This window comes from Parasphingorhabdus sp. (genome assembly GCF_039982395.1).
Lineage (GTDB): Bacteria > Pseudomonadota > Alphaproteobacteria > Sphingomonadales > Sphingomonadaceae > Parasphingorhabdus.
Map to the genome: position 1 here is coordinate 807,686 of NZ_JBDWYO010000001.1, position 25,390 is coordinate 833,075.

Sequence of the window (25,390 nt, forward strand, 5' to 3'; positions counted from 1 at the left end):
ATGGCAACACAGGAAGCTATTTTTGCCGGCGGTTGTTTTTGGTGCACTGAGGCGGTGTTTAATGACATTGCCGGAGTGACTTCTGTCGAGAGCGGCTATATCGGAGGCGCCAACCCCGATCCTACCTATCGGGAAATTTGTACGGGCACCACTGGCCATGCAGAAGCGATCAAGGTCACCTTTGATGATCAGGTGGTGAGCTATTCGATATTGCTGGAAATCTTCTTCGCTACGCATGATCCGACGCAACTCAATCGCCAGGGCAATGATATTGGCACCCAATATCGTTCGGCAATTTTTCCATTGGATGATGATCAGCGCGCTGAGGCGGAAGCGGGAATCATAAGCGCCGGCGAGGGGCGCTCCGAGCCGATCGTGACCAGCATCGAAGGGCCTGCGACCTGGTATCCGGCAGAAGACTATCATCAACAATATTGGGCTGATGAAGGGCGCGGAAACCCTTATTGCTTGGCCACCATCCCCCCCAAATTGCAGAAGCTCCGAACCAGTTTTGCCGATAACCTGAAGGACTAGATCGAGACCATGAAACCAATTAAAAAAGCCGTCTTCCCGGTTGCAGGCATGGGAACCCGTTTCCTTCCGGCAACCAAGGTGATGCCCAAAGAGCTGTTCCCGATCGTTGACCGGCCCTTGCTCCAATATGCAGTGGATGAAGCGCTGGAGGCCGGGATCGAGCAGATGATCTTCGTCAATGGTCGTGGCAAAGGAATGATCGAGGATCATTTCGACATGGCATATGAGTTGGAACACACCATGGCCGATCGATCGAAGGACCGGTCGGTTCTCGATGGCACCCGCCTCAAACCTGGTGATTGTGTCTTTGTCCGGCAGCAGGAGCCGTTGGGTCTGGGGCATGCCATCTGGTGCGCCCGGGATATAATCGGCGACGAACCGTTCGCGATTTTTCTGCCCGACGAGTTCATGGTCGGTGCGCCCGGATGTATGAAGCAAATGGTGAGTGCCTATGACAAGCTGGGCGGCAATATCGTCTGCGCGCTGGAAATCCCGATGGAGGATACGCCGTCTTATGGGGTCATCGATCCGGGTAAGCGGGATGGGCCGATTACCGAAGTCAAAGGCCTGGTGGAGAAGCCAGCGGCTGGCACAGCGCCATCCAATTTGATTCTGCCGGGTCGCTATATCCTGCAACCCGAAGTGATGCGGATATTGGAAACCCAGGAAGCCGGGGCTGGCGGAGAGATCCAGTTGACCGACGCCATGGCACAGATGATTGGCAAGCAGGCTTTTCATGGCATGACCTTCGACGGGAAGCGCTATGATTGCGGATCGAAACAAGGCTATGTCGAAGCCAATCTGGCCCTAGCCCTGACCCATCCTGAGATTGGTCGCGACATTCGGGCAATGGCCGAGAGATTATTGGCTGAATCCTGAAACGATCCGGCATTCATCCGGACTTCATGATGGGGGCGACATAAAGCAATTGAGGAGTTTTACATGCGTGTATTTCCTAGCTATTCTGTGGTTCTTTCCTCTCTAATATTGTCTGGCTGTGTCGCGAGCACGATCATCTCAGCGCCGTTCAAGGCCGCCGGCACCGTTGTCGAAACCGCCGTCGATGCTACCACCCAGTCGCAATCCGAAAAAGAAGAAGACATAGGACGCCGTGTGTTGGCCGAGCGCAAAGCGGAGCGAAAGGCCTGTCTGGACAGGGCCGACAATAAAGAAGAGCGCAAGGCCTGTAAAAAGCAATATAAGGACGACTGATCGCCCGTCATTCCCATGCTATCTGCCGGAATGATCAATCATTGATAGCAAGCAAGGGTGGTGCATATTTGCCATCGACCGGATCGACCGCCGCCATTTTCGCGATTTCCTCTTCGAACAATTGCACCCGCTTTTTCCAGCGATAATGGGTTGAAGCGGAGAAGATGCCTTTGCCATGTTCCTTACCATAGCGGGTCCAGAAACGGATTGCGGCCTGCGGGTCATAGCCGGCATTGGCCATCAACCAGACCGATAGCCGGTCCGCTTCAATTTCAGCCTCTTTGACCCGACGGGCGCTTTTGCCAAATTGTCCGAAAAACCCTCGATTGACCTTCTGGGCATCAAGCCGTTCCCGGTGCTTCAGTAGATTATGGGCCAGTTCATGCGCGACAACCGCTGCAAATTCATCATCATCCAGAAAATATTCGGCGAGGCGAGAGGAGACGCGGACCAGCTTACCATCGGCGGAAGCGCTTCTGTCGGCGCTGACCCGGATCTGAAATTGTCCAGGACATGTCAGAACCGACGCAATGGGAACAGTCCGATTGATCCCTTTTTGGGAGACCGTCAATTGGACATTATTCTCCACCAGTGCCTGCTCGATCATCCGATTGATAGCGGCGATCCTGCGATAGGCGGGTTGCTCCGCCAAAAGCTCTGGATCATCAACCGTGATTTCATCGATCGACATGGTGTTGATCGCGCGGAGCGTGTCGCCCGGTGTCAATTTTACGAGGTCGGCCGGACTGTTGGGCGCCACCGCTGTGATTCCTATCGAACTATCGAACCCCAGTGCGAAGCGGGCTGTTTTCTGATCGGCATATTGGGCTACATCGTTGAGTAGTAATCCCGTTCGGGCCGCCTTCGTGTCGCAAAAGCGTATATTGGCATGAACGAGCCGATAGCCGATGTTGTGCAACCGCTGATCAAGTCGTTGCAGGCCTTTTACTGCGTCCAGCGCCTCCGGGTTGAAACCGTCATCGGGCGCTTCTTTTGCAGAGACAGGCGCCGCCAGCGTCAAGAACACCATAGAAAGGCAAAAACGGATCATGGCACACATCTAGGCGATGGCTCCTTTCGTCAGGTTGAACACGCTCAGCATGCTGCTGTCGGCGAGGTTCCACCAAGCCAAAATCAGCGCTGCTCCTATCAATACAGCAGATGCAATCTTCTGAAACACGGGTTGTGCCTGATCAGCATTGCCCAGATTGCGCGCCTTTGAAGCAAGCGCTGCATAAAAGCTCAATCCGATGGTTTCGGTGATCACGGTCAGACCAGCCAGGATCGCGAATTGCATCAGCAAGGGGCTGTTAGGGTCGATAAAGGGTGGGATGAATGCGGTGTAGAATAGCAAGGCCTTGGGATTGGACATATGGACCGCCAAGCCGTTCAGAAACCCTTTGGTGAAATGGGCACTATTGACCGGTTGCGCGTCAAGCTTGCTAGCGGCCTGTCGAAACATCCGGAAACCCATCCATGCAAGATAGGCGACGCCAATCCAGCGTAGGATGGAATAAGCGGCCGGCACAGTCTGTATCAGGGCAATCAGTCCGAAAGCGGTTAGCCCATACCAAATGAAGTTACCGACATTGATGCCGACCATAGGTCCCAGTGCACCGCGCATTCCGCCTGCGGGACCTTTTGGCAAGGCATGGCTGACGGTGACCATCGTCGCAGGCCCTGGCGTTAAACAGAACATCAAGTCGACAGTGATGAATAGGATGATGGTTTCGATCGGCATTGATATTTATATCTGTTTTCCTGACGAACTTTACAAAGTTTACAGTGTAAGAGCAAAAATAACTTCATGTTCGATTTGGGTGAAAATCCTATTCTGAGGCACATGACATTGTCCACGTGGATCAAATCTATCGGCATTGGCACTGATTCTAATTTCATGATTCATAAGACAAAGATACAGCTTTCGGCGTGTGTAGGACAGAAGGAATGATCGGCAATCGATCGGTTCCGCCACAGGCCTTAGCGCAGCTTGTCCTTAAGATAGTTGATGAGCGCATCGACCCGGGCTGGACGCAAGCGCGATGGCGGCATGATTATATTCAGAGCGATATCACCCATGCGCCACCCCGGAAAGACATCGACCAATTCTCCAGAATCCAGTGCATTTTGACATAGAAAGTCGGGCAAATATCCAATGCCCCGTCCGGCAATGAGCGCTGGCAGCATTACATCTCCATTGTTGCTTCGGAACCGGCACCTGGGTGTGACATTCACCGTCTGGTTGTTCGGCCCAGCAATGTGCCAGATCTCGGGGCTTGTGTGGTTGGAATAGAGAAAACAGTCGTGAGCGGCGAGATCGGCTGGCGTTTCTGGTTGGCTGGAACGATCGAGATAACTTGGGGCGGCAAGGAAATAGCCCTTCATCTTGCGCAGTTTGACGGCTCTCAGGCTGCTGTCAGGCAGAACGCCAATGCGGATCGCACAGTCAAAACCCTCTTCGATCAGATCGATTCTTGCATCATTGAGTTGGAGGTCGACAGTGATCCCGGGATATGCGCACATGAAATCGGCGATTACAGGTGCGAGGTGCGAGAGGCCATAGCTGAGCGGCGCGGCCAACCGGACCTGTCCTTGCAATAAGTGGGTGGTATCGCGTGCCGCCTCCATGGCGGCTTCCCCGTCCCGCGTAATTTGCTGTGCATGATGCAGAAGCGATTTTCCTGCGGTGGACAGAGAAATTTTACGCGAGCTGCGGTGGAACAAGACCGTACCAAGCGACCGTTCCAACCTGGATATCGCTTTGGATATCGTGGGTTTGGAAAGAGCCAGCTCATGCGCTGTCGCGGTGAAACTGCCGAGCCGTGCAACCGCCGCGAAAATCGCCCATGCTTCATAATCGGGTAGAGCCATGAATTGATATTAGATAATATTGGGAAACAATCAAATTCTATATTGTCTATTTTAGAAACTGATAGATCATCCTATCTCCTGATCAAGCGGAACCGAAACGCCTCCGTTCGAAAAGGAGAAAGACGATGATAGAGAAACGCGAATTCAAAGACCTGGCCCACATCAATCATGACTGGCTTCAGGCCCGGCATCATTTTTCCTTCGGCAAATATTGGGATCCCGCCCGCATGGGCTTTGGTCCGATCCGGGTGTGGAATGATGATGAAATCAGCCCGCAAACCGGATTTCCGATGCACGGCCATCAGGATATGGAGATCATCACCTATGTCCGCGAAGGCGCGATTACCCATCGCGACAATATGGGCAATGAAGGCCGCACCGAGGCGGGCGATGTTCAGGTGATGAGCGCCGGCAGCGGAGTGATGCACAGTGAGTATAATTTGGAGAATGTCGCAACGCGTCTGTTCCAGATCTGGATTGAGCCGCGCGCACCAGGAGGGGATCCTCGCTGGGGAGCGCAGAGCTTTCCGAAAGCAGATCGGGCGGATCAACTCGAAATTCTCGCCAGTGGTTTTGAAGAGGATCTCGATAGCGGCGCTTTGATGATCCAGTCCGATGCCCGCCTATATGGCGCTACGCTGACGTCTGGGACAGAGATCGAGCATGAGCTTGCCGATGGAGCCCATGTCTATCTGGTGGGCTCAGCGGGGCAGATCAAGGTCAATGGCGAGCATATCCATGCCCGCGACTCGCTCGCTATCAGAGATGTCTCTATGCTGACGATCGAAGCGATCGACGATGCTGAGCTGGTCTTTGTAGAGGCATGGGATTCGCCAAATTAACACCCGTGCCCGGAGGGATGCTCTCATCCCCTATGACCCAGAGCATCCCTCCATTCTTACCGCATAACCCCAATTCAAAAGGAACTGATTTTATGACACAGACACCAAATATACTCCGCATCGATGCCAGTGCGCGCACCGCTGGTTCGTCTTCCCGCGCCCTGACAGATGCCTTGATAGAGAAGCTGGCACCGAATAATGTGGTCACCCGCGACCTAATCGAACCCTTGCCATTTGTGACAGAAGAGTGGGTGGGCGCAAATTTCACCGACGAAAGCGAACGGACCGCTGAGCAGAAGGCTGAACTGGCTTTGTCAGATCGGTTGGTAGATGAATTGTTTGCGGCCGACATATTGGTGATTGGCACGCCGATCTACAATTTTGCAATTCCGGCTTCTCTCAAGGCGTGGATCGATATGATCGCCCGGGCCCGCAAGACTTTCCACTATACCGCCAATGGTCCCGAAGGCTTGCTGTCTGGCAAGAAGGCCTTTGTGCTGATCGCATCGGGTGGAACCGAAGTGGGCAGCGACATCGATTTTGCTTCCGGCTATTTGCGCCACATACTCGGCTTTGTCGGGATCACCGATGTAACGATAGTCGCGGCTGACCAGCAGATGATGAAGGGTGAAGCGGCGCTGGACCAAGCGCTGGCGGATGTTGCTGAAATCTAGACAGCTCTACAAAAAAAGCCCCGCTGGAGATCGTCCAGCGGGGCTTTTTTATTTTGGCTTGGACCGTGACGTTTATTCTTTTTCGTCGGTCTCGGTTTCCTCAGAAGCGTCTTCCGCAGGTGCTTCTGCAACCGCTTCAGCTTCTTCTTCAACGACCACTTCTTCTGCCGGAGCTTCAGCTTCTGCTGCTGGAGCGGCGAAGACGTCTTCTGCGGTTGGCTCTGCTTCGACAGGAGCGGCAGCCTGGGCTACTTCTTCTGCCTTCAGTTCCGCTGCAGCCTGCATCGCATCCAGCATTTTCTGCTGTTGCGCCCGCAATGCCGCATCACGGCTGGTTGCGGCGATACGCGCGCGGTTCATACCCGCTCCGGTACCGGCCGGGATCAAACGACCCACGATCACATTCTCTTTGAGACCGATCAGCGAATCCTTCTTGCCCTCAACAGCCGCCTGGGTAAGCACCCGGGTGGTTTCCTGGAAAGAAGCGGCAGAGATGAAGCTGCGGGTTTGCAAGCTCGCCTTGGTGATACCAAGGAGCACTGGCTTACCAGCTGCAGGCGCCTGCTTTTTGGTCAGCTTGGCGTTATATTCGAGCATCTCTTCAAGATCGACCTGTTCGCCCGGAAGAAGCGTCGTATCACCGCCGTTGGTGATTTCAACTTTCTGCAACATCTGACGAACGATCGTTTCAATGTGCTTATCGTTGATTTTCACGCCCTGCAGACGATAGACTTCCTGAATTTCCGATACGAGATATTCGGCCAAAGCCTCGATCCCCAGAACTTCAAGAATATCATGCGGATCCGGAGAACCGGAAACGAGATTGTCGCCCTTCTTGACGAAATCGCCTTCCTGAACGTCGATGACTTTCGTCTTCGGTACCAGATATTCGACTGATTCGCCCTCTTCCGGAACAATCGCGATTTTGCGCTTCGCTTTGTAGTCGCGAACAAATTCAATCCGGCCATCGATTTTCGCGATGATGGAATTGTCTTTCGGAATACGCGCTTCGAACAGTTCGGCTACCCGTGGCAGACCACCCGTAATATCACGCGTCTTCGCAGCTTCGCGAGACACACGCGCCAGTACGTCACCAGCAGCAACCTTGGCGCCGTCGTCGACGGACAGGGTTGCGCCATTGGCGAGCATGTAGCGACCGGATTCGCCGCTATTCTCATCCAGCAGGGTGAGGCGCGGACGCAGGTCCTCTTTGTTGGCACCACGGCCGGAAGCCCGATATTCCGTGATCACACGCTGTGCGATACCGGTGGCTTCATCGGTTTGTTCGGTCATCGTCTTGCCGTCGATAACGTCCTGATATTTGATGACACCGGGTTTCTCAGTGATCATCGGCATGGTGAACGGATCCCATTCTGCCAAACGATCGCCGAGGTTAACCTTCGCGCCATCCTTGATCAGCACGCTGGTACCATAAGGCACCTTATCAGCCGAACGTTCACGTCCCTCACTGTCGATCACGGCGATAATACCGCTACGCGCCAATGATAGGAAGCGACCGTTCTTGTCTTCGATAACCGGCATGTCGCGATATTCGACTGTACCTTCTGCTACCGCTTCCAGATTGGACTGTTCATTGAGCTGTGCCGCGCCGCCGATGTGGAAGGTCCGCATCGTTAGCTGCGTGCCTGGTTCACCAATGGACTGGGCTGCGATAACACCAACGGCTTCACCGATATTTACCGGTGTACCGCGAGCAAGGTCACGACCGTAGCATGTGCCACAGACACCCATTTTGGATTCACAAACCAGCGGTGAGCGAATGCGCGCGGACTGAATGCCGAGCTCTTCGATCACAAGGATGGCTGCTTCGTCCAGCAAGGTGCCGGATTTGATCACAACGCTATCGTCTTTGCTGTCGATAATATCTTCCGCCATGGTCCGACCGAGGATGCGTTCGCCAAGCGATGCAATAACCGAACCACCCTGGACGATGGCCTTCATCTCCAGTGCGTTTTCGGTGCCGCAATCGACTTCGACGATGGTGCAATCCTGAGAGACGTCAACGAGACGACGGGTCAGATAACCCGAGTTTGCCGTCTTCAACGCCGTATCCGCAAGACCTTTACGGGCCCCGTGGGTGGAGTTGAAATATTCCAGAACCGTCAGGCCTTCTTTAAAGTTCGAGATAATTGGTGTTTCAATAATCTCGCCAGAAGGTTTGGCCATCAAGCCGCGCATACCGCCCAGCTGCTTCATCTGCGCCGGTGACCCACGCGCGCCGGAGTGGCTCATCATGTAGATCGCGTTAATCTCGCGCTCGCGGCCATGTTCGTCCTCTGGCGTCGCAGCCAGCTCGTCCATCATGGCGTTGGCAACCGTGTCACCACAGCGAGACCATGCATCGATGACCTTGTTGTATTTTTCCTGCTGCGTGATCAGACCATCTTGATATTGCTGTTCATAGTCAGCCACCAAGGTCCGGGTTTCTTCAACCGTAGCATCTTTGGAGTCAGGAATGATCATATCGTCCTTACCGAACGAAATACCGGCACGGCAGGCGTGGCGGAAGCCAAGACCCATGATCGCATCGGCGAACAGGACCGTGTCTTTCTGACCGGTGTGACGGTAAACCTGGTCAATCACGTCGCCGACTTCTTTCTTGGTCAGCAAGCGGTTCACGATATCGAACGGCACCAGATGTGACTTCGGCAGGCATTCTGCGATCAGCAGGCGGCCAGGGGTGGTTTCGAACCGTTTGAGGATGGGGTTGCCATCTTCATCGGTCTGCGGAACCCGGGTGGTGATCTTGGAGTGCAAGGTCACCGCACCAATTTCCAGCGCCTGATGGACTTCGGCCATATCGGCCAGCAACATGCCTTCGCCCGGTTCGCCTTTGCGATCCATTGTGAGATAATAGATGCCGAGAACCATATCCTGCGAAGGAACGATGATGGGCTTACCATTTGCTGGTGACAGGATGTTGTTGGTCGACATCATCAAGACACGGGCTTCCAGCTGCGCTTCGAGGCTCAGTGGAACGTGGACCGCCATTTGGTCACCGTCAAAGTCGGCGTTAAAGGCGGAACAGACCAGCGGGTGAAGCTGGATGGCTTTGCCTTCGATCAAGACCGGTTCAAAGGCCTGGATACCCAAACGGTGAAGCGTTGGCGCGCGGTTCAGCATCACGGGATGCTCGCGGATCACTTCTTCCAGAATGTCCCAGACTTCTTTGCGCTCTTTTTCGACCCATTTTTTGGCCTGTTTGAGCGTCATGGAGAGGCCCTTGGCGTCAAGGCGCGCGTAGATGAATGGCTTGAACAATTCCAAAGCCATTTTCTTCGGCAGACCACATTGATGCAATTTCAGTTCAGGACCGGTCACGATAACCGAACGGCCGGAATAGTCGACGCGCTTACCGAGAAGGTTCTGACGGAAACGGCCCTGCTTGCCTTTGAGCATGTCGGACAGAGACTTCAACGGACGTTTGTTCGCACCGGTAATCGTCCGGCCGCGACGGCCATTGTCGAACAACGCATCAACCGATTCCTGAAGCATACGCTTCTCGTTGCGGACGATGATGTCTGGCGCGCGCAATTCCATCAGGCGTTTCAAACGGTTGTTCCGGTTGATAACCCGGCGATAGAGATCGTTGAGATCGGAAGTCGCGAAACGGCCGCCATCCAAAGGCACCAACGGGCGCAACTCGGGTGGAATCACTGGAATGATTTCGAGGATCATCCATTCCGGTTTGTTGCCAGAATCGATGAAGCTTTCGACGACTTTCAAGCGCTTGATGATCTTCTTGGGTTTCAGCGTCGACTTGGTCGTCCGCAGATCTTCCATGAGATCGTCGCGTTCTTGTTGCAGATCGAGGTCCTGCAACATGATTTTGACGGCTTCTGCGCCGATGCCGGCAGAGAAAGCGTCTTCGCCATATTCATCCTGCGCTTCGAGCATTTCGTCTTCGGTCAGCAGCTGGAATTTTTCCAGAGCCGTCAGACCGGGTTCGATAACGACATAGCTTTCGAAATAAAGCACGCGTTCCAGCTGCTTGAGCTGCATGTCGAGCAAAAGACCGATGCGCGATGGCAAGGATTTCAGGAACCAGATATGCGCGACAGGAGCGGCAAGGTCGATATGACCCATGCGCTCACGACGGACTTTGGTTACTGTGACTTCAACACCGCATTTTTCGCAAACGATGCCTTTATATTTCATGCGCTTATATTTGCCGCACAGGCATTCGTAATCTTTTACCGGACCAAAGATACGCGCGCAGAACAGACCGTCACGTTCCGGCTTGAAGGTCCGGTAGTTGATGGTTTCCGGCTTTTTGATTTCACCAAAAGACCAGCTGCGGATGCGCTCTGGCGAAGCTAGACCAATTTGAATTTGGTCAAATGTTTCTACCTTGGCGATCGGATTTGCGAAATTTGTTACTTGATTCATGTCTTAATTCCTCTTGGGCTTTCGCCCCAAATTTGAAATGCTGCGTGGTGTGAAGCTCGGGCTTCACTCCGCCGCTATCGCAATCCCGTCGTCGTCTTCCTCATCGTCGTCACCAAAGCTGGAGAGTTGGATGTTGAGGCCGAGCGACCGCATTTCCTTGACCAGAACGTTGAAGCTCTCCGGCACGCCGGCTTCGAATGTATCGTCGCCTTTGACGATCGCTTCGTAAACCTTGGTCCGGCCGATGACATCATCCGATTTGACCGTAAGCATTTCCTGCAGCGTGTAAGCCGCGCCATATGCTTGCAGTGCCCAGACTTCCATTTCCCCGAAACGCTGTCCGCCGAATTGGGCTTTACCGCCGAGAGGTTGCTGCGTGACCAGGCTGTAGGGGCCAATGGAACGAGCATGGATCTTGTCGTCGACCAGATGGTGAAGCTTGAGCATGTAAATATAGCCCACGGTCACCTTACGGTCGAACTTGTCGCCGGTACGGCCGTCAAACAGATTGACCTGACCACTGCGATCCAGACCCGCCAATTCCAGCATGTCGGAAACATCGCTTTCATGGGCACCGTCAAACACTGGCGTTCCCATCGGGACGCCGTGGCGAAGATGGCCAACCATTTCGACGATCTCATCGGAATCACGGCTATCAATATCATCATGATATTGTTCGCCATAGATGACCTTGAGCCGTTCCTTGACGGCATCCGGCGGCGGTGCCGCTTTCGGATCTGGATTTGCCAGCTTCCACTCTTCCAGAGCTTTCGTTACCTGTTCGCCAAGACCACGTGCGGCCCAGCCAAGGTGGGTTTCGAAAATCTGCCCGACGTTCATTCGCGAAGGCACACCCAATGGATTGAGCACGATGTCAACCGGTGTACCGTCTTCCAGGAACGGCATATCTTCTTGTGGAAGGATGCGGGAAATAACCCCTTTGTTTCCGTGACGACCAGCCATTTTATCGCCGGGTTGCAGCTTGCGCTTCACCGCGACGAAGACTTTGACCATCTTCAACACGCCCGGTGCGAGTTCGTCGCCGCGTTCCAACTTCTCACGACGGTCTTCGAACCGCTCGTTGATCAGTTTGATCGCTTCGTCATATTGTTGACGGGTCGCTTCAAAGTCGGACTGAACCTGGTCATCCTTGACCGCGATCTTCCACCAGTCGACCTGTTCCAGTTCGGTCAGGCCTTCTGCAGTGATTTCAGCACCCTTCTTCATCGGCTTCGGAGCGGAGGTCGCGACCTGGCCAATCAGCATATCCTTCAATGCGTTGAAGGTTGCACGGTTCAGAATAGCGCGTTCGTCGTCACGATCCTTGGTAAAGCGCGAGATTTCTTCGCGTTCGATCGCCAGGGCACGTTCGTCCTTGTCGATACCGTGGCGGTTGAACACACGAACTTCGACAACCGTACCAGCAACGCCGGGATGCAGTCGCAAAGACGTGTCGCGAACGTCGGATGCTTTCTCGCCGAAGATGGCGCGGAGGAGTTTTTCTTCCGGCGTCATCGGGCTTTCGCCTTTGGGCGTAATCTTGCCGACGAGAATATCGCCTGGCTCGATTTCAGCACCAATATAGACAATGCCTGCTTCGTCGAGGTTGCGCAGGGCTTCCTCACCGACATTCGGAATATCACGGGTGATATCTTCAGGGCCCAGCTTGGTATCACGCGCCATCACTTCAAATTCTTCGATATGGATCGAGGTGAAGACATCGTCTTTCACAATCCGCTCGGAGATCAGGATGGAATCTTCGTAATTGTAGCCATTCCAAGGCATGAAGGCGACGAGGCTGTTTTTGCCAAGCGCCAATTCGCCCATATCCGTGGACGGACCATCAGCAATCGTGTCGCCCTTCTGGACGATTTCGCCAACCTTCACCAGTGGACGCTGGTTGATGCAGGTGTTCTGGTTGGAACGCTGGAATTTCTGAAGCGTGTAAATGTCCACGCCCGATTTTCCGGCTTCCACGGCGCCCGATGCGCGGATCACGATACGGGTGGCATCCACCTGATCGACAATACCGGCGCGTTTCGCGGCAATGGCAGCGCCAGAGTCGCGGGCCACGGTTTCTTCCATGCCGGTGCCGACAAACGGCGCTTCGGCTTTCACCAAAGGCACAGCCTGGCGTTGCATGTTCGATCCCATGAGTGCGCGGTTGGCGTCATCATTTTCCAGGAACGGGATGAGCGAAGCAGCAACGGATACCAGCTGTTTCGGACTAACATCCATCAGGGTAATGATGTCGCGTGGCGCCATCAGGAATTCGCCAGCCTGACGGGAAGAAACGATTTCTTCCACAAAGCTGCCGTCTGCGGTCAGGTCGGCGTTTGCCTGTGCTACGGTGTGCTTCTGCTCTTCCATCGCGGAAAGATAGACCACATCGTTGGTTACTTTGTTGTCGACGACTTTCCGATAAGGTGTCTCAATGAAGCCATATTGATTGACGCGGCTAAACGAAGCGAGCGAGTTGATCAGGCCGATGTTCGGACCTTCAGGCGTTTCAATCGGACAAATCCGGCCATAGTGGGTCGGGTGAACGTCGCGGACTTCAAAGCCGGCACGTTCACGGGTCAGACCACCGGGGCCCAACGCCGATACACGGCGTTTATGCGTAACTTCTGAAAGCGGGTTGGTCTGATCCATGAATTGGGACAGCTGCGAAGAGCCGAAGAATTCACGAACCGTTGCAACAGCAGGTTTCGCATTGATGAGATCGTTCGGCATCACTGTGGATACATCTACGCTGCTCATGCGCTCCTTAACGGCACGCTCCATCCGCAACAGGCCAACGCGATACTGGTTTTCCAGAAGTTCGCCAACCGAACGGACACGGCGGTTTCCGAGGTTATCAATGTCATCAACTTCGCCCTTGCCGTCTTTCAGATCGACGAGGGTTTTCACGACGGCGAGAATATCTTCCTTGCGGAGGATCGTATAGTCAGCAGGCGCATCAAGTTCGAGACGCATGTTGAGTTTGACACGACCCACAGCGCTAAGGTCATAGCGCTCAGGATCAAAGAACAGGCCTTCGAACAAGGCTTCAGCGGTTTCACGCGTTGGTGGTTCACCAGGGCGCATGACGCGATAGATATCGGACAGCGCGCCGTCCCGATCTTCAGCCTTGTCGACTTTCAAGGTGTTGCGGATCCAAGGGCCGGTCGTGACATGGTCAATGTCCAGCAATTCGAGCGCGTCGATGCCGGCATTGTCAATCTTCTCAAGATTTTCGGCGGTTACTTCGTCACCAGCTTCGATATAGATCTCACCAGTTTTCTCATTGATCAGATCAAAGGCGCTGTAGCGACCGAAAATTTCTTCGGTCGGGATGACGATGTTTTTCATGCCATCGGATTCTGCCTTTTTCGCAGCGCGCGGCGTGATTTTGGCGGTGGCTTCGAAAACGACTTCGCCGCTCTCCGAATCGACAATGTCGAAGGTCGGCTTAAGCCCGCGCCACTGTTCTGCTACGAAAGGAATGGTCCAGCCATCTTTCGCACGCTTGTAGACAATGCGCTCGTAGAATAGGTTCAGAATATCTTCTTCCGAATAGCCCTGCTTGACGATCTTGACGATTTCAGCGCTCTTAGTGCGGCCTTCATCTTCAATCTTGCCGCCGTTAAATTCGATTGCGCCCATCGGCTCGCGGATGGTGATCAGATTGCCGTCAATTTCCAGGATTTCGGCAGGCTGTTTCATCCCGCCAACCCGAACCATTTCGCCGACTTTGAAATCAGGCTTCTTTTCTTTGACTTCGAGAATTGCGTCACCCAGCGAACGCAGCAATGCGGTCACAGGTAGTTTGCGCTTCCGGTCGATGCGGACGTTGACGATGTCTTTGGCATCAAATTCAAAGTCGAGCCAGCTGCCGCGATATGGAATGACACGGGCGGCGAAGAGGAATTTACCAGAGCTGTGGGTCTTGCCGCGGTCATGGTCAAACAATACGCCGGGCGAACGGTGCATCTGGCTGACAATGACGCGCTCGGTGCCATTGATGACGAACGTGCCGTTCTTGGTCATCAAAGGCATGTCGCCCATATAAACGTCTTGCTCTTTAATATCGAGAACCGAGCGCGCTTCCGTTTCTGGATCGACTTCAAAGACGATCAGACGCAGCGTGACTTTCATCGGCGCTGCATAGGTGATGCCGCGCTGACGGCATTCTTCTACATTATATTTGGGATCTTCGAGCTGATAGTTGACGAAGTCCATTTCAGCGGTACCGGCAAAGTCGCGGATCGGGAAAACGCTGCGCAGCGTTTTTTCGAGGCCAGACACATATCCGATCGAGGCATCAGAACGCAGAAACTGTTCATAGGATTCGCGCTGTACTTCGATGAGATTCGGCATCTCGATGACTTCGTGAATATCGCCGAAGATTTTGCGAATACGCTTTTTTCGGGTGGGTGTCGGAGCCGTCGTTTTGACCGAAGCTGCTTGGGTAGCCATATAGTTTTGCCTTCTCGCCATCGCCGGAAAACCGGCGGAAAATCAAAATGTGGAGGCGCTTCAAGACGACAAAAGCCGCATGTCTCCCAAAGCGGGAAACTGCAGCTTCTTAGCGTCCTGAAAACCGTTCAAATTCCATTTCTTTTGGCGTGCCGCGCGACTGCACGCCCTGTCTCGAAATCTGTGGTAGGCGCGGGATATAGAGAGATGTTGGATTTTGGTCAAGGGTTGGCAATATCCTTTGGCACCTGTCCGTCACTTGGATCCGCCTGATACCATTTTGTCGCCCCTATGCGCACCAGCCAGAAAAGCATGATGGCCAAAATTAGTGGTTCCGGTGCGGACAAAATACCGCTTTCACGAACCGCTTCGGGAAAGGCCGATGCTCCCGGGCCGGTGAACAAGGAGCCGGCAGCAATGAAATAGGCAAAGCACATCCGCCACAAATGCCTGGCGATGCGCTGTTTGCCGGCAATACCACGTTTCGCAATCAACGAGATGTCGCCTGCTGCCGCGAACAAAGCCAGTGCTCCGAAAAAATAATGGGGGAAGGCTGGCAAGCCGTCCTTCAGGCCGGTCGGGCTGTTTTGTGCCTCCAGCCCAAAGGCCAGCCCGCCAACGGCAACGCCGAGTGCCAGTGCAAGCGCCAGATAGTCGAACATGCTCGTCCCGCTTCTGGTTCCACGCGCCGCAAGCCAAGATGTGGCAACGAGATAGATTGTGAAAACGCCGACCAAGATTGAAATTGCCATCGGCTTGGCAATGGCCAGATAAATGCTAGCGGCGGCCATGATCAGCATGGTGCCGAAAAATATAGTGCCGATCATGCGATGAGGGCGTGAGCCTTTGCGCACCATTAGGGCACCCGCGCCTGCGAAAACGGCGAGTGTTCCCATGCTGATATGAATGAAGATGATGAACGACATTGGCTTTCCTTTGGTGCTGCCTTGAGATGCCGAATAAAGTGAAGCATATCGAAAAACAATAAAATAATTGACGATTATCGATATTGTGATATTGAAGAACGATAAACAATGACGAATCAGAAATGGAATCAGCAATGACGGAAACCAAAGAAGCAAATGATATGGTGCTGAAGTCAGCACGCGGGATATTGATTTTCACCAAATGGTTGTTGGTGCTCGGGGTCGGCGGGCTGGTTGTCGGCATACCATCGATTTTGATCTTCGCGGACAAGGTAACAAAAGGGATGGCGGACGTTTTTGTTGCGCCGCCCGGCACCGAAGTTGTCTGGATGATTGCAGGCATCATGATGTTTGCGGTGGTCATGTTGCTGCTGACGCTCTTTTCTATCAACCGCCTGCGCCGAATTGTGGACTCGGTGGCGGAAGGCAATCCTTTCACCCGGATAAACGGCACGCGACTGCGCGGCATGGGCGTCGCGGTATTTGCGATTCAGGTGGTGACATTTTTTGGAGGCGTGCTCGCCACAACAATTCTGACGACCCTGGGAGAGGTGAAGCCGGATCGGGACTTCCACATGTCGATCGATGGCGGCATTTCGGTCACCGGCATTTTGTTGGTGCTGCTTCTGATCATCCTCGCCCGGGTCTTTGATCGAGGCGCTGACATGCAGGACGAGCTGGAAGGGACAATTTGATGATCAATATAATCGCTGATCCCTTTTTAAAAACCGGGGCTTTCGCCCTAAAGGCGGGCCAGCATCTCTTTGCCATCGCCGCTGCGCTGGTTCTGCTTGCGGTGCCGCTCGCGGTCGTCTTCTCTGACCATATATTGCAGGCTGTTCACCAACATTTCTCGATTGCAGAATCGCACTATCCAGTTGGCCCGGTCGTGCTGCTAATGCTGCTGGTGTCGACGGCCCTATCTCTGTGGTGGATGTTCTTTCGCAATCTGGCAAATATCGCCGACACCGTGGTCAAGGGCGATCCATTCATCGCCAGCAATGCAGACCGATTGCAGCGGATGGCCTTTCTTTTGCTCGCGATCCAGTTGATCTACATTCCCACAGCGGCTTTCGGATTGATCGTTGAAACGGCCTTTAAGGGACCAACATCAACCGTGGACGTTTTCTGGGATTTTACGGGAATGTTGATGGTCATCACTTTGTTTGTTTTTGCCCGCGTCTTTCGCCAAGGCACCGACATGCGTAGCGAATTGAAGGGATTGATTTGATGGCGATCACTGTGAAGCTCGACGATCTGTTGCACGACAACCGGATGACCCTCACCGAGCTGGCAGAGCGGGTCGACATAACGCTCGCCAATCTCTCCATATTGAAAACCGGCAAGGCCAAGGCCATGCGGTTCACGACATTGGAGGCGATATGCCGCGAACTTAATTGTCAGCCTGGCGATTTGCTGGCGTTTGATGAGGCCGCGGCAAAAGGATCGATCGGATGAACATCCAAGATAGCGCCTTGCAAGCCAGCCCTCAAAAAATAGGCCGGATAGCTGGCTGTTCCTTGTTGGGAACCATCTTCATCGGGATAGTATCAGCGCTATTTGTAGTGGAGGGCATCGACATAAATCTGTCCGCAGATGTAATCGCCACAGCGCAAAATATGCTGGAAGCCGAAACGCATTTGCGCGCGAAAGCCTATATTGGGCTTGCAACATTCGGTCTTGGAGTGGCGGTGAGTGTCGGATTGTTCCTGCTTCTCAAACCATCCGGTCAACTGCTGGCCGGGTGGAGCCTTTTGGTCAGCCTGGGCTCCGCCATATTATCATTGCTCGGCGCGGTGTTTGCCTTGACCGCGGCTGAAATCGCAGGTGATGTTGCTTATGCCCAACTCGCCAGTGATGATCAGCGGCTTTTGCTTACCGGTCTGCAAGCGACCTCAGATTATACATCTTTCCATCTGGGCCTGATTCTTTCAAGCGCATCCATGGCTGGATTTTTCTATCTGTTTTTGAAATCTGGTTTGTTGCCCAAGATTCTCGCCGGCTGGGGTTTGTTTGCCTCGCTCTTTGTCGTCACAGCGGTCGTTGTCCGGGACTTCATACCTATTGTCGGGCACAATGCAGTTACGCTTTCGTTCATGGCGTCGAATTTAATCGCATTGGTCGGGACAGGACTTTATCTTGCGATCAAGGGCGTTCGTTCAGTCTGATTGGCTCAAACCGAAGTCCATCATCGTCACAACTTTACGAACCAGCTCCGGATCATATGCAATCTGACCATCCAGGATTAGCATCGCTAGCCCGTGTACCAGCGACCAAGAATGCAAAGCGGCGGCCGTGCGTTTTTCCTCCGGCATTTCACCGGGCATCATGGCGGCAATGCCGGCCTTTAACTGGCGAAACGCCTCGCCCATTTCATCGGGATCGCAATCCGCCAGATCGACATTTTCGACACGGTTGTAAATCAACCGGAAAAGAGCAGGGTTGGCGACCGCCCATTCGACATATGTAATCCCGACTTCTAGAAAACCTTCGCGGCCTCCGCCTGCTGCCATGCCAGCCTTGGCCTGATTGCTGCCCAGGCGATAGAGCGCTTCCAGCGCCAATGCATCCAGCAGAGCGTCTTTGTTGGGAAAGTGCCGATATAGCGCTGTTGCTGAGACGCCGAGATCCCGCGCCAGAGCGCGCAGTCCAACGTCGGGATGTTCTTGTTTCTCAATCCGCACCATACCCAGTTCAAGCACCGCTTTGCGCAGATCCCCATGGTGATAGCTACTTGCGTTCTTGGTTTCGCCTTTAATGTTGACACTGTTATCATTTGCGTTCATGTTAACGGCATAAACATTCCTGCTTGTACGTGTAAAGGAAATTCACCATGGCTTCCGTAATCGAAAAAACCATTCGCGCTGCCGTAACCCCCGTTCTGACAGGCGTTGCCGGCCTCAACCGCAAACGGATGAAAGCACCGGAAGGCGGACACCCCTATTTGACCGGCCCGCACAAGCCGATGACCGAAGAAGTGACGCTTGCTGATTTGCAGGTCGATGGAGAAATTCCGGTAACCCTCGACGGCCGTTATCTGCGCATCGGCCCCAATCCGGTCACTCCTCCCGACGAGGCAAGCTACCACTGGTTTGTCGGAGATGGCATGACGCACGGTATCCGGATCGAAGATGGCAAGGCTCTGTGGTATCGCAACCGCTGGGTGCGGTCCAACCAGGTCAGCGATGCTTTGGGAGAGGACCGCAAGCCCGGTACCCGCAAGCCGCGAACCGATACCGCAAACACCAATGTGGTCGGGATTAACGGCCGGACCTTTGCGATTGTCGAGGCTGGTGGATACCCGGTGGAATTATCTGATGAACTGGAAACGATCGCGCACAACCCGTTTGATGGCACGTTACAGCACGGATTTTCCGCTCACCCGCATCTTGACCCCAAGACCGGCGAAAGACATGCCATTGTTTATGATGCACCGGTTGCCGACACAGTCTGGCACACCGTGCTCGGTCCGGATGGACTGGTGAAGCGGCAGGAACCGATCCCGGTCAAGGATGGCCCGTCCATCCACGATTGCCAGATCACCGACAATTACGTGTTGGTTTTTGATCTGCCTGCAACTTTTTCGATGAAACGCATGCTCGCCGGTTTTACCTTTCCTTATGACTGGAATCCGGATCATCCGGCGCGTGTTGGACTGTGCCCCCGCAATGGCCTGGGTATGGAAACTATCTGGTGCGACGTTGATCCTTGTTACGTCTATCACCCTGCCAATGCATTTGAAACGGAAGACGGCAAGGTCATTGTTGATGTTGTGGTGCACGAAAGCACCTACGCGCGGACGACTTTCGGCCCGGGCGGAACATGGTCGCGGCTTGAGCGCTGGACGGTTGACCCGGAGGCGAAGAGAGTGGATCGCAAGATATTGCACGATCGGGCGCAGGAATTTCCACGTTACGACGAACGGAAGACCACGCAAGATTATCGCTATATTTATAGCATAGCGCTTGCAGGGCGTCCGGATGAGCTCGACATGGCGGGCACAGAATTGTTCAAACATGATCTGACAACGGGGAAAACCGCTGTTCGAACCTTTGGCGAAGATCGCCATCCCGGGGAATTTATATTCGTCCCTCGCAGCGAGGACTCCGGCGAAGATGAAGGTTGGTTGATCGGCTTGGTGATCGATATGAGCAATGAAACCACCGAGCTACAAATTCTGAATGCAGATGATTTTCTTGGGAAACCACAGGCGGTTATATATTTGCCGCATCGCATCCCTCCGGGATTTCACGGCAATTGGGTCGAAAACTAAAGCAATTCGATAAACCGCGCTGCCTCTCGGGCGGCGCGGTTGGCAGCCCGTTCCAGATTGGCGTGAAAGTCGCCGGAACTTTCGCTGTTCGCGCCGTCGGTCACCGCCTTGATCCCGGCCCATGGTATATCGAGTAGCGTGGCGATTTGCGCCACGGCTGCTGTCTCCATATCTACCAGATCCGCCTTTAGCGCATCGCGCAAATAGCCGGAGCGGTCCGGGCATTTCACAAAGCAGTCCGCCGTGGCAATGCGGGCATGGGGCAGGCCCAGCCCATCAGGCTGGGGCAGGGCCGCAAAGGGGGACCATTCCGCTGGCCCGATTGGCCAAGCGCCTGCGTCATAGTGGGTAAATCCTCCGTGATCGCCGAATTTCTCCAACGTCCCATAGTCGGCCTGCACGCTTTCATGCAGATAGAAGCAATCGCCTTCACCGTCGCTTACCTGACCTGCTGTGCCAATCACAAGAAACAGGTCCGGTTTGAAATGCTGTCGCAAAAACATCGCGGCCGCCCCGGCGTGCACTTTCCCGATGCCTGAACACAGGACCGCCAGCTTTGCTGGAATCTTGTTCAGCCTTGGATGATATAGGGTCCGATAGTCGCCAAAGGGACTGGCTTCTCGATCCGCACTTTGGTCCCGAAGAAAGGCATCCGCTTCATCTTGAACGCCAGTGATAATGGCTATCCGATTGATATTCCTCAAGGCATCAATCACCGGCAAAGGCCATCAATGCCATGGGCTGCACTCCGGCGCCGGCCAGTTTCTGAGCGCCGCCAAGGTCAGGCAGGTCGACAATGAAAAGCGCCGATTCGACTATCGCACCCTGACCCCGCAACAATTGGACACCTGCCATTGCTGTTCCGCCGGTGGCAATCAGGTCATCGACGAGCAGCACCCGCTGCCCCGGCTGGACCGCATCGACATGCATCTCAATCCGGTCGGTTCCATATTCCAGCGCATAGTCGATGCTCACCGACTGGCCTGGCAATTTCCCCGGCTTTCGCAACATGACCTTCCCCTTTTGCAAGGCATAAGACATTGCTGCCGAAACGATGAAGCCGCGCGCTTCTATCCCTGCAATCAGATCGAAACGTGAGGGATCCACCAACGCGATCATCCGGTCGATGGTTTGTCGAAAGGCTGGCCCCTCGAGCAGCAAGGTCGACACATCGCGAAACTGGATTCCCGGCTTTGGATAGTCCGGAATTGTCCGAACCAGATCGATCAGGTCCTGATTGTCGGCCATGTTGTCCCTTCTCTTTTTCCAAACCCTAGTCGCGGAGCCGTTAAACTCTGTCAATCACCCTGCCCCAGAAAGAGACCGGCATATCGGGCAGCTTCCGCGTTATCCAGAATCGCTCTATGGATGGATCATGACCAAGTTTCAGATATCGCTTGCCGCCAGTTTTGCTGCCCTGGCCCTTTCCAGTCCAGCGCAAGCGGATGAACTATATGGCGGGTTGGCGGCGCATCAGGTGGCCACCATCATCGCGGTGGATTCCAATCAGGAAGGCGTTGATTTTCAGGTCGGCTATCGCGGAGACCCGATTGAAGGCCTGTCCTTTATCGGCAAGCCGTCGCCTTATATATTGGCATCGATCAACCTCTCTGGCGATACCAGTTTTGCTGCAGCCGGCTTGAGCTGGAAGTTCGGGGACAAGGTCTATGTGCGTCCTGGCATCGGTATTGCCGTTCATGATGGCCCCGAATTGCGCTTCGCCCCTGACGGCTCGCAAACCCAATTGGGATCGCGGATATTGTTTGAACCGGAATTGTCAGTGGGTGTGCGATTGTCGAACAAGGCCGACTTGGAAGCCACATGGGTCCATCTCAGCCACGCGGGTATCTTCAGTAGCGTTCAGAATCCCGGGTTGGATATCATTGGTGCCCGGCTGGTCATCAAACTGCCATAAAAAAGGGCGGCTTCCGCATTGGAACCCGCCCCTTGAATTGGTTGTAGTCGAAAAGCTTACTTGAGCTCGACGGTACCGCCAGCAGCTTCGATCTTGCCTTTGATTTCTTCTGCTTCGGCTTTGCTAACGCCTTCTTTGACGGCCTTAGGCGCGCCTTCGACGAGGGCTTTGGCATCGGTGAGGCCGAGAGCCGTGATCGCACGGACTTCTTTAATCACCTGGATTTTCTTGCCGCCGTCGCCGGTCAGGATTACGTCAAATTCGCTCTGCTCTTCAGCAGCTTCGCCACCGCCTGCAGCCGCAGGTCCAGCAACAGCAACAGCAGCCGCTGCAGAAACGCCCCAAGCTTCTTCCAAAGCTTTAGACAGTTCAGCCGCTTCCATGACGGTCAGTTTCGAAAGTTCTTCAACAAGTTTAGCAATATCAGCCATTTTATAACTCCAAATTTCTAATCAATTTAATCGGTAAAAGTTCACTCACCCGTAGCAGCATAAGCGCTGGTTACGCGTGCAACACTGGTTGCCGGCTCGACAAGAACCCGAGCGATTTTGGTTGCTGGTGCTTGAAGCAGTCCAACAATCGTTCCGCGCAGTTCATCAAGCGAAGGCATAGAGGCCAGCGATTTAACGCCAGCTTCGTCCAGAAGGGTATCGCCCATTGCGCCACCAACGATTTCCAAACGGTCGTTGGTTTTTGCAAATGCAACTGCAATTTTTGCAGCAGCCACCGGATCATCCGATGTTGCGAGCGCGACTGGACCCGTTAGCAAATCTGCTATCGGGGCATAGTCGGTTCCTTCAAGAGCCAGTTTGGCAAGGCGGTTTTTAGAGACTTTGAAGCTTGCGCCTTCTGCCCGCATTTTCGTCCGCAGCTCGGTTGATTGAGCGACAGTCAGACCCAGGTTGCGTGTTACCACGACGACCCCGGCCTCTTTGAAAGCTGCGTTCAGAGCGGCAATCGCTTCGGTCTTTTGACCACGATCCATATTTTGCTCCTTCACATGAATATGAGCCGAAACCCATATCCCATTCTAGTTACCGTCATCCTGAAACAGGTTCAGCATGACGAGCGAAAGGATTGATCGAAATCAATCCTGTATAATCCGAAGGGGGGTTTTGGCTGCTCTGCCAGGTTAGCTAACCTTGGCTGCGAACCCGTGTGTCTCCACACGAAAAAACTGATCCCCGTCTAGGCTGGAAATTAAGAGGGCCAAATTACCCTCACCCGCTGTCTCGGACGGAAATTGTGATTCGTTTGACCGAACCGCAATTTGTAGGGGAGCCATTAAAGGATGGGGCAAGGAAGTCAAGAGCTGTCGCTGCGCCATAGGCGCCGAATCTCGCCGTCAGCGCCTCGGACCTGACTTCCGATCTGCCTCTTTATTCGGCAAGGCTTTCCATCGTTTTCAAGTCGATGGCCGCAACGGCAGCTTTCAATTCGTCAATGGAATCGACCTTGCCTTTGGCCTCTACATTGAAGCGATCAGCAAAAATCACGCTGTAGCGGCCCCGTCGGTTGCTGCTATCATAGCGTTCTGTTGTCATTCTTCCGTCAACCTTGCCGGTTTTCTCCTGGACCGTTCCGCTTTGTTTCTCTGATTCGATGTTCAGGGCTCCGCCCAACGCAGCAAGGCCTGCGACCCCGCCCAGATCGGTGATTTCGAGAGTGATCTTATTTTCGCCGGTGCCGTAGGTGGCCTCGGCGGCCGATCCTCCAATGCCGGCAACGGAACCGCCGTTGGTTTCAAAACCGGACCGATCCAGCCCGCCGGATAGGCTGGTTGGCAATAGTTCGAGCAATTGGGCTGGTGGTGTAGCGGGCGATGCGTCGCCGTTCTGGGCCTTTTCGCTAGCAGCAGCGAGTTTTTCGCCGGCTTCTTCCAATTTGCCGAGATCCAAAGAGCCGACGCCCGGAACAGAAACGGTTCCGGCGATCCTGCTATCATCATCCAATGTAGAGGCCCCGCCAGCGAAGAGTAGCATCAAGGGAGCCATGATTGCGCTCAGAATGAATCCGGCAACGGCGGCGGAGACCACGATAACAGCGGTGTAAGCGATGCTCTTATCTTCTGGCGCTTTCATCAATATGGGTAGGCCGGTGTATAGAAGATAAACACTATAAAGCCCGAGAAGCGAGAGCATGCCCAAGCCCGGCACAAGATTGAAAATGGCCGCAACCCAACCGGCAGTGGCGCTATAGGCAGCAATCTTGAACGCCTTGTCCCGATTGGCTGTCGCGCCAAATTTCGGGGCCAAAAAGTCAATCAGCAAAGCCAAAAGATAGACAATGATGAGGGTCGCCAAATAGCTGACTATTGCGGTAGAAATGGCGCTCAAGAAAGACGGGCGATAGGTGATGCCAAAGGCGCCGTGTCCGAAGACCAGCGAATGGAACAGTGTCGCGACGGGCCCGATTGCTGCGAGCGGGAGAATGTAGGATTTATAAATTTCTGCTACGGATGTGGTCTCGCCATCAATGACAGACCATTCCGCCTTCGGCTTCATCAATATACCTTTGACCCGATCCACTATGGCATTTGGAAAATTTTTCTCGACCACTATCGTCCTCCTATGATGCTCACAAACGAGCATGGATGTGAAATCTAGGCAAGGTCTGTCCTTGCTTCGATTGTGTAATATATCCTGTAGAAATAGCTATTTATAGTATCGCCTGGGCGCAACCAACTAAGTTCTTGGCGCTATCATAGTCCGTTAAACAGCGATGGCAGTGAGGCAGATCACTGAGGAATGTCAGGAAACCGGTTTCGCTATGTCCACTTGGCGCGCAGGTCCGTTTTAAGATCTGAGGCCAACAGGACTTTAAGTGTCCCGCTGCAAAACCCCTTCTTCAATTGTATAATAGTCTCCCTTGTCAGCGACAAAGATGTGACTCCAGATTTTGGTGTCCGTCGGCGTGTCAAACACGCCCATGGCAATGGCGATCTTGTCGTGATGGATGGGATCCCAGAACAGAGATGCGCCGCACGTGTCGCAAAAGCCACGGCGGACTTTGTCTGAGGATTGATACCAGCGGACATGGTCTTCGCCCGTCACGCTCACAGAGCTGGTGGGGACATCGGTAGAAGCCCAATAATGGCCGGACTGCTTGCGACATTGGGTGCAATGGCAGGCATCGGCCTCGGGCAGTTCACCCGCGACTGTAATCTTTACTGCGCCACAGAGGCAGGAGCCTTTGTGCATATTTTCCTCCCGGATTAGTTCGGTGACTATCCTAAGGGAAAAATCTTTCCGTTTGAAACTCTGAAATTGTCGGCT

The 25,390-nt window shown here is 53.9% G+C and carries 24 protein-coding genes; 11 read left to right on the top strand and 13 right to left on the bottom strand.

The window, feature by feature from the left end:
• The 3 genes from msrA (at window position 1) to ABJV08_RS04025 (ending at window position 1,746) form a co-directional block, all read left to right on the top strand.
• Window positions 1-534: a peptide-methionine (S)-S-oxide reductase MsrA gene (msrA, locus tag ABJV08_RS04015; RefSeq protein ID WP_348041473.1), complete on the top strand. Its 534-nt coding sequence runs from the start codon at window positions 1-3 to the stop codon at window positions 532-534.
• Between the two features lie 9 nt (window positions 535-543).
• Window positions 544-1,413 (top strand): UTP--glucose-1-phosphate uridylyltransferase, encoded by an 870-nt coding sequence (locus tag ABJV08_RS04020; RefSeq protein ID WP_348041471.1) that lies wholly within the window; start codon window positions 544-546, stop codon window positions 1,411-1,413.
• Between the two features lie 63 nt (window positions 1,414-1,476).
• Window positions 1,477-1,746, top strand: coding sequence for a DUF6726 family protein (locus tag ABJV08_RS04025; protein WP_348041469.1), 270 nt, complete (start codon window positions 1,477-1,479; stop codon window positions 1,744-1,746).
• A 34-nt stretch (window positions 1,747-1,780) separates the two neighbouring features.
• Here the strand turns inward: ABJV08_RS04025 and ABJV08_RS04030 are convergent, their stop codons facing one another.
• The 3 genes from ABJV08_RS04030 to ABJV08_RS04040 form a co-directional block, all read right to left on the bottom strand.
• Complete coding sequence (locus ABJV08_RS04030) at window positions 1,781-2,797, bottom strand: M48 family metallopeptidase (RefSeq protein WP_348041467.1); 1,017 nt, start codon at window positions 2,795-2,797, stop codon at window positions 1,781-1,783.
• A gap of 9 nt (window positions 2,798-2,806) precedes the next feature.
• Complete coding sequence (locus tag ABJV08_RS04035; RefSeq protein WP_348041465.1) at window positions 2,807-3,487, bottom strand: LysE family translocator; 681 nt, start codon at window positions 3,485-3,487, stop codon at window positions 2,807-2,809.
• A 239-nt stretch (window positions 3,488-3,726) separates the two neighbouring features.
• Window positions 3,727-4,617 carry a LysR substrate-binding domain-containing protein gene (locus ABJV08_RS04040; RefSeq protein ID WP_348041463.1) on the bottom strand — a complete coding sequence of 297 codons (891 nt, stop codon included), beginning with the start codon at window positions 4,615-4,617 and terminating at the stop codon, window positions 3,727-3,729.
• Window positions 4,618-4,742: 125 nt separating this feature from the next.
• On the opposite strand from ABJV08_RS04040, the gene ABJV08_RS04045 reads away from it, so the two are divergent.
• Window positions 4,743-5,459: a pirin family protein gene (locus ABJV08_RS04045; RefSeq protein WP_348041461.1), complete on the top strand. Its 717-nt coding sequence runs from the start codon at window positions 4,743-4,745 to the stop codon at window positions 5,457-5,459.
• A 92-nt stretch (window positions 5,460-5,551) separates the two neighbouring features.
• Window positions 5,552-6,133 carry an NAD(P)H-dependent oxidoreductase gene (locus ABJV08_RS04050; RefSeq protein ID WP_348041459.1) on the top strand — a complete coding sequence of 194 codons (582 nt, stop codon included), beginning with the start codon at window positions 5,552-5,554 and terminating at the stop codon, window positions 6,131-6,133.
• A gap of 72 nt (window positions 6,134-6,205) precedes the next feature.
• Here ABJV08_RS04050 and rpoC read toward each other — a convergent pair whose 3' ends face one another.
• From rpoC to ABJV08_RS04065, 3 genes are all read right to left on the bottom strand, one after another.
• Window positions 6,206-10,543, bottom strand: a complete 4,338-nt coding sequence (gene rpoC, locus ABJV08_RS04055) for a DNA-directed RNA polymerase subunit beta' (RefSeq protein WP_348041457.1) — start codon at window positions 10,541-10,543, stop codon at window positions 6,206-6,208.
• 63 nt (window positions 10,544-10,606) lie between these two features.
• Window positions 10,607-15,022, bottom strand: a complete 4,416-nt coding sequence (rpoB, locus tag ABJV08_RS04060; RefSeq protein ID WP_348114720.1) for a DNA-directed RNA polymerase subunit beta — start codon at window positions 15,020-15,022, stop codon at window positions 10,607-10,609.
• A 200-nt stretch (window positions 15,023-15,222) separates the two neighbouring features.
• Window positions 15,223-15,927, bottom strand: coding sequence for a hypothetical protein (locus ABJV08_RS04065; RefSeq protein WP_348041453.1), 705 nt, complete (start codon window positions 15,925-15,927; stop codon window positions 15,223-15,225).
• A gap of 134 nt (window positions 15,928-16,061) precedes the next feature.
• Between ABJV08_RS04065 and ABJV08_RS04070 the strand changes: the two genes are divergently transcribed.
• Genes ABJV08_RS04070 through ABJV08_RS04085 form a run of 4 tightly spaced genes read left to right on the top strand, consistent with a single transcriptional unit; the run spans window position 16,062 to window position 18,095 of the window.
• Complete coding sequence (locus ABJV08_RS04070) at window positions 16,062-16,622, top strand: DUF2975 domain-containing protein (RefSeq protein WP_348041451.1); 561 nt, start codon at window positions 16,062-16,064, stop codon at window positions 16,620-16,622.
• Window positions 16,622-17,158 carry a DUF2975 domain-containing protein gene (locus tag ABJV08_RS04075; RefSeq protein ID WP_348041449.1) on the top strand — a complete coding sequence of 179 codons (537 nt, stop codon included), beginning with the start codon at window positions 16,622-16,624 and terminating at the stop codon, window positions 17,156-17,158. Before ABJV08_RS04070 ends, ABJV08_RS04075 begins: the two co-directional genes overlap by 1 nt.
• Complete coding sequence (locus ABJV08_RS04080; RefSeq protein ID WP_348041447.1) at window positions 17,158-17,385, top strand: helix-turn-helix transcriptional regulator; 228 nt, start codon at window positions 17,158-17,160, stop codon at window positions 17,383-17,385. Before ABJV08_RS04075 ends, ABJV08_RS04080 begins: the two co-directional genes overlap by 1 nt.
• Window positions 17,382-18,095, top strand: a complete 714-nt coding sequence (locus ABJV08_RS04085; RefSeq protein WP_348041445.1) for a DUF4386 domain-containing protein — start codon at window positions 17,382-17,384, stop codon at window positions 18,093-18,095. Before ABJV08_RS04080 ends, ABJV08_RS04085 begins: the two co-directional genes overlap by 4 nt.
• Here ABJV08_RS04085 and ABJV08_RS04090 read toward each other — a convergent pair.
• Entirely contained in the window at window positions 18,087-18,713 is a 627-nt protein-coding gene (locus ABJV08_RS04090) for a WHG domain-containing protein (protein WP_348041443.1), read from the bottom strand. The genes ABJV08_RS04085 and ABJV08_RS04090 overlap by 9 nt on opposite strands.
• A 47-nt stretch (window positions 18,714-18,760) precedes the next feature.
• Between ABJV08_RS04090 and ABJV08_RS04095 the strand changes: the two genes are divergently transcribed.
• Window positions 18,761-20,200, top strand: coding sequence for a carotenoid oxygenase family protein (locus ABJV08_RS04095; RefSeq protein ID WP_348041441.1), 1,440 nt, complete (start codon window positions 18,761-18,763; stop codon window positions 20,198-20,200).
• Here the strand turns inward: ABJV08_RS04095 and ABJV08_RS04100 are convergent.
• Window positions 20,197-20,904: a 5'-methylthioadenosine/S-adenosylhomocysteine nucleosidase gene (locus ABJV08_RS04100; protein WP_348041439.1), complete on the bottom strand. Its 708-nt coding sequence runs from the start codon at window positions 20,902-20,904 to the stop codon at window positions 20,197-20,199. The two genes, ABJV08_RS04095 and ABJV08_RS04100, sit on opposite strands and share 4 nt — an antisense overlap.
• A 4-nt stretch (window positions 20,905-20,908) precedes the next feature.
• Window positions 20,909-21,448, bottom strand: a complete 540-nt coding sequence (locus ABJV08_RS04105; protein WP_348041437.1) for an adenine phosphoribosyltransferase — start codon at window positions 21,446-21,448, stop codon at window positions 20,909-20,911.
• Between the two features lie 127 nt (window positions 21,449-21,575).
• On the opposite strand from ABJV08_RS04105, the gene ABJV08_RS04110 reads away from it, so the two are divergent.
• Window positions 21,576-22,115 (top strand): acyloxyacyl hydrolase, encoded by a 540-nt coding sequence (locus ABJV08_RS04110; protein ID WP_348041435.1) that lies wholly within the window; start codon window positions 21,576-21,578, stop codon window positions 22,113-22,115.
• Window positions 22,116-22,171: 56 nt separating this feature from the next.
• Here the strand turns inward: ABJV08_RS04110 and rplL are convergent, their stop codons facing one another.
• The 4 genes from rplL to ABJV08_RS04130 form a co-directional block, all read right to left on the bottom strand.
• Window positions 22,172-22,546, bottom strand: coding sequence for a 50S ribosomal protein L7/L12 (rplL, locus tag ABJV08_RS04115; protein ID WP_348041433.1), 375 nt, complete (start codon window positions 22,544-22,546; stop codon window positions 22,172-22,174).
• A 41-nt stretch (window positions 22,547-22,587) separates the two neighbouring features.
• Window positions 22,588-23,100 carry a 50S ribosomal protein L10 gene (gene rplJ, locus ABJV08_RS04120; RefSeq protein WP_348041431.1) on the bottom strand — a complete coding sequence of 171 codons (513 nt, stop codon included), beginning with the start codon at window positions 23,098-23,100 and terminating at the stop codon, window positions 22,588-22,590.
• Window positions 23,101-23,494: 394 nt separating this feature from the next.
• Window positions 23,495-24,673, bottom strand: coding sequence for a Yip1 family protein (locus ABJV08_RS04125; RefSeq protein WP_348041429.1), 1,179 nt, complete (start codon window positions 24,671-24,673; stop codon window positions 23,495-23,497).
• A 261-nt stretch (window positions 24,674-24,934) separates the two neighbouring features.
• Window positions 24,935-25,315 (bottom strand): GFA family protein, encoded by a 381-nt coding sequence (locus tag ABJV08_RS04130; RefSeq protein WP_348041427.1) that lies wholly within the window; start codon window positions 25,313-25,315, stop codon window positions 24,935-24,937.
• Window positions 25,316-25,390: the final 75 nt, after the last annotated feature.